Consider the following 2,516-nt stretch of genomic DNA (forward strand, 5'->3'; position numbering starts at 1 on the left):
AATGGCGTTCGACGCCGGTGAGCCGGTGGCTTCCGGCAAGACCTACAAGATCACCGGCTCGCTGGTGCAGGGCATCGACGCCGAGAAGGCCAAGAAGATCTCCAAGAAGATCCGCGACGAGGGCCCCAAGGGCGTCAAGGCGCAGATCCAGGGCGACGAGCTGCGGGTCAGCAGCAAGAAGCGCGACGACCTGCAGGCGGTCATCCAGTTGCTCAAGGGCGAGGACTTCGGCATCGCCCTGCAGTTCGTCAACTACCGCTGATCCGGCGGACCACCTCAGCACGCCCGGCCACGGCCGCCCGTCTCATCGATAGGGGTCGTGGTGGTAGGGATCACGCCCACCCGCCAGCGCCTCCAGCCGCGCGATCCGCTCGCCCATCGGCGGATGAGTGGCGAACAGCCGGGCGGCGCGCTCGCCGGTGCGGAACGGGTTGGCGATCATCAGGTGCGACTGCGCGGTGAGCTGCGGTTCCGGCGGCAACGGCGCGGCACGCACACCGCGTTCGAGCTTGCGCAGCGCCGAGGCCAGCGCGAGCGGGTCGCCGGTGAGCTCCGCGCCCGCGCGATCGGCCTCGAACTCGCGCGACCGCGAGACCGCGAGCCGCACCAGGGTGGCGGCCACCGGCCCGAGCAGTGAGACCAGCAACACGCCGAGGATGTTGCCGCCCTGGCCGTCGTTGTTGTTGCCGCCGCCGAACGCGCCCGCGAAGAAGGCCATGTTGGCCAGGCCGGAGATCACCGCCGCCATGGCGCCCGCGACCGAGGAGATCAGGATGTCGCGGTTGTAGACGTGCGACAGCTCGTGGCCGAGCACCGCGCGCAGTTCGCGCTCGTCGAGGATGCGCAGGATGCCGCTGGTGCAGCAGACCGCGGCGTGGCGGGGGCCGCGGCCGGTCGCGAAGGCGTTGGGAGCGTTGGTCGGGCTGATGTAGAGCCGGGGCATCGGGCGGCGCGCGGTAGTCGCCAGTTCCCGCACGATGCGGTACATCACCGGGGCCTCCAGCTCGCTGACCGGGATGGCCCGCATGGCCCGCAGCGCCAGCTTGTCGCTGTTGAAGTAGGCCCAGCCGTTGACCGCGACGGCGAGCAGCACGGCGAGGATCAGGATCGTCGTGTTGCCGAACAGCGCCCCGGCGAACACGATCATCGCCGACATGGCCGCCATCAGGCCGAACGTCTTCAGGTCGTTCGCGAATCCGCGCCCGTGCACTGTTGCCTCCTGCCGATCCCCCGTTCTTCGATTGGCCGACGTGCCGCGCCGCGGCGTAGCCGACGCCGCGACCGTTCGCCTCGTGCGCCGGATCGCCCTACCGGACCCGGCCGGGTGTGGCATGAGGACCGGCGCCTCGACCGACACCAGGAAAACGATCGCAGACGCGCCGGAGTTCCGCGCGGCAACGGCCGGGCACACCGATGCCGCTGGTCACGCGGGTATCGCGAGGATCACCTTCCGGGGCCGCCGGATCAGCCGACCCGTTCGATGGTGTAGCGCACCAGCTTCTCCAGCGCGTCGTTGGCGGGCCCGGCGGGCAGGGCGGCCAGCTCGGTGAAGGCCTGCTGGGCGTAGTCGCGCAGCTTCTCCTTGGCCAGCGCCATGCCGCGGGAGCGGGCGAGCAGCTCGATCGCCTCGGCCACGGCCTCGTCGGTCTGCGGTGGCACGGCGAGCAGCTCGCGCAGGCGGTCGGCTTCGGGGCCCTGTTCACGCAGCGCGTACAGGACGGGCAGGGTGTGCACGCCCTCGCGCAGGTCGGTGCCGGGCGTCTTGCCGGACTGCTCCGACGCCGAGGAGATGTCGATGATGTCGTCGGCGATCTGGAAGGCGGTGCCGACCACGTCGCCCAGGCGGGCCAGGCGCTCGACGTGCCCGGCGTCCGCGCCGGAGAAGGTGCCGCCGAAGCGGCCGGCCGCGGCGATCAGCGAGCCGGTCTTCTCCCAGACCACCCGCAGGTAGTGCTCGATCGGATCCTGGGCCTCGCGCGCGCCCATGGTCTCGCGCATCTGGCCGGTGACCAGTTCGGCGAAGGTCTCGGCGATGATGCGCACCGCGTCCGGGCCGAGGGTCGAGGTCAGCCGGGAGGCGTGCGCGAACAGATAGTCGCCCGCCAGGATCGCGATGTTGTTGCCCCAGCGGGAGTTCACGCTGGGGGCGCCGCGGCGCATGGTGGCCTCGTCCATGACGTCGTCGTGGTAGAGGGTGGCCAGGTGCACCAGCTCGACCACGGTGCCCGCGGTGACCAGGGCCGGATCGGTCGGACGCGGCCCGAGCTGGCCGGTGAGGATGGTGAACAGCGGACGGAACCGCTTGCCGCCTGCCTTGGCCAGGTGCAGCGCCGCGTCCTGGAGGAAGTCCGCACCGTCGGAGAGCTCGGCGATCAGCAGTTTCTCGACCTCTTCCAGGCCGTTGCGCACCGTCGCGGCGGGCGCGGCGGGCCCCCGCGCGGCCCCCCCCCCCCCCCGGGACGCGGGCCCCAACCGGCCGCGCCCAGCCCCTGGTGGGAAATCGTGGGCCCGCCCCC

At 71.8% G+C, this 2,516-nt stretch carries 3 protein-coding genes; 1 reads left to right on the forward strand and 2 read right to left on the reverse strand.

Annotated elements, in window-relative coordinates; all coding sequences use genetic code 11:
• Positions 1-262, forward strand: a 262-nt coding sequence (locus QH283_RS20330) for a DUF520 family protein (RefSeq protein WP_280504570.1), incomplete at its 5' end; no start/stop codon positions are given.
• A 42-nt stretch (positions 263-304) separates the two neighbouring features.
• On the opposite strand, the gene htpX is transcribed toward QH283_RS20330, so the two are convergent.
• Together htpX and QH283_RS20340 are read right to left on the reverse strand one after the other, a co-directional pair.
• Positions 305-1,210 carry a zinc metalloprotease HtpX gene (gene htpX / locus QH283_RS20335; protein WP_280504571.1) on the reverse strand — a complete coding sequence of 302 codons (906 nt, stop codon included), beginning with the start codon at positions 1,208-1,210 and terminating at the stop codon, positions 305-307.
• Between the two features lie 254 nt (positions 1,211-1,464).
• Positions 1,465-2,472, reverse strand: coding sequence for a polyprenyl synthetase family protein (locus QH283_RS20340; protein ID WP_280504572.1), 1,008 nt, complete (start codon positions 2,470-2,472; stop codon positions 1,465-1,467).
• Between the last annotated feature and the right edge of the window lie 44 nt (positions 2,473-2,516).

It is taken from the genome of Nocardia farcinica (assembly GCF_029867845.1).
Lineage (GTDB): Bacteria > Actinomycetota > Actinomycetes > Mycobacteriales > Mycobacteriaceae > Nocardia > Nocardia farcinica_A.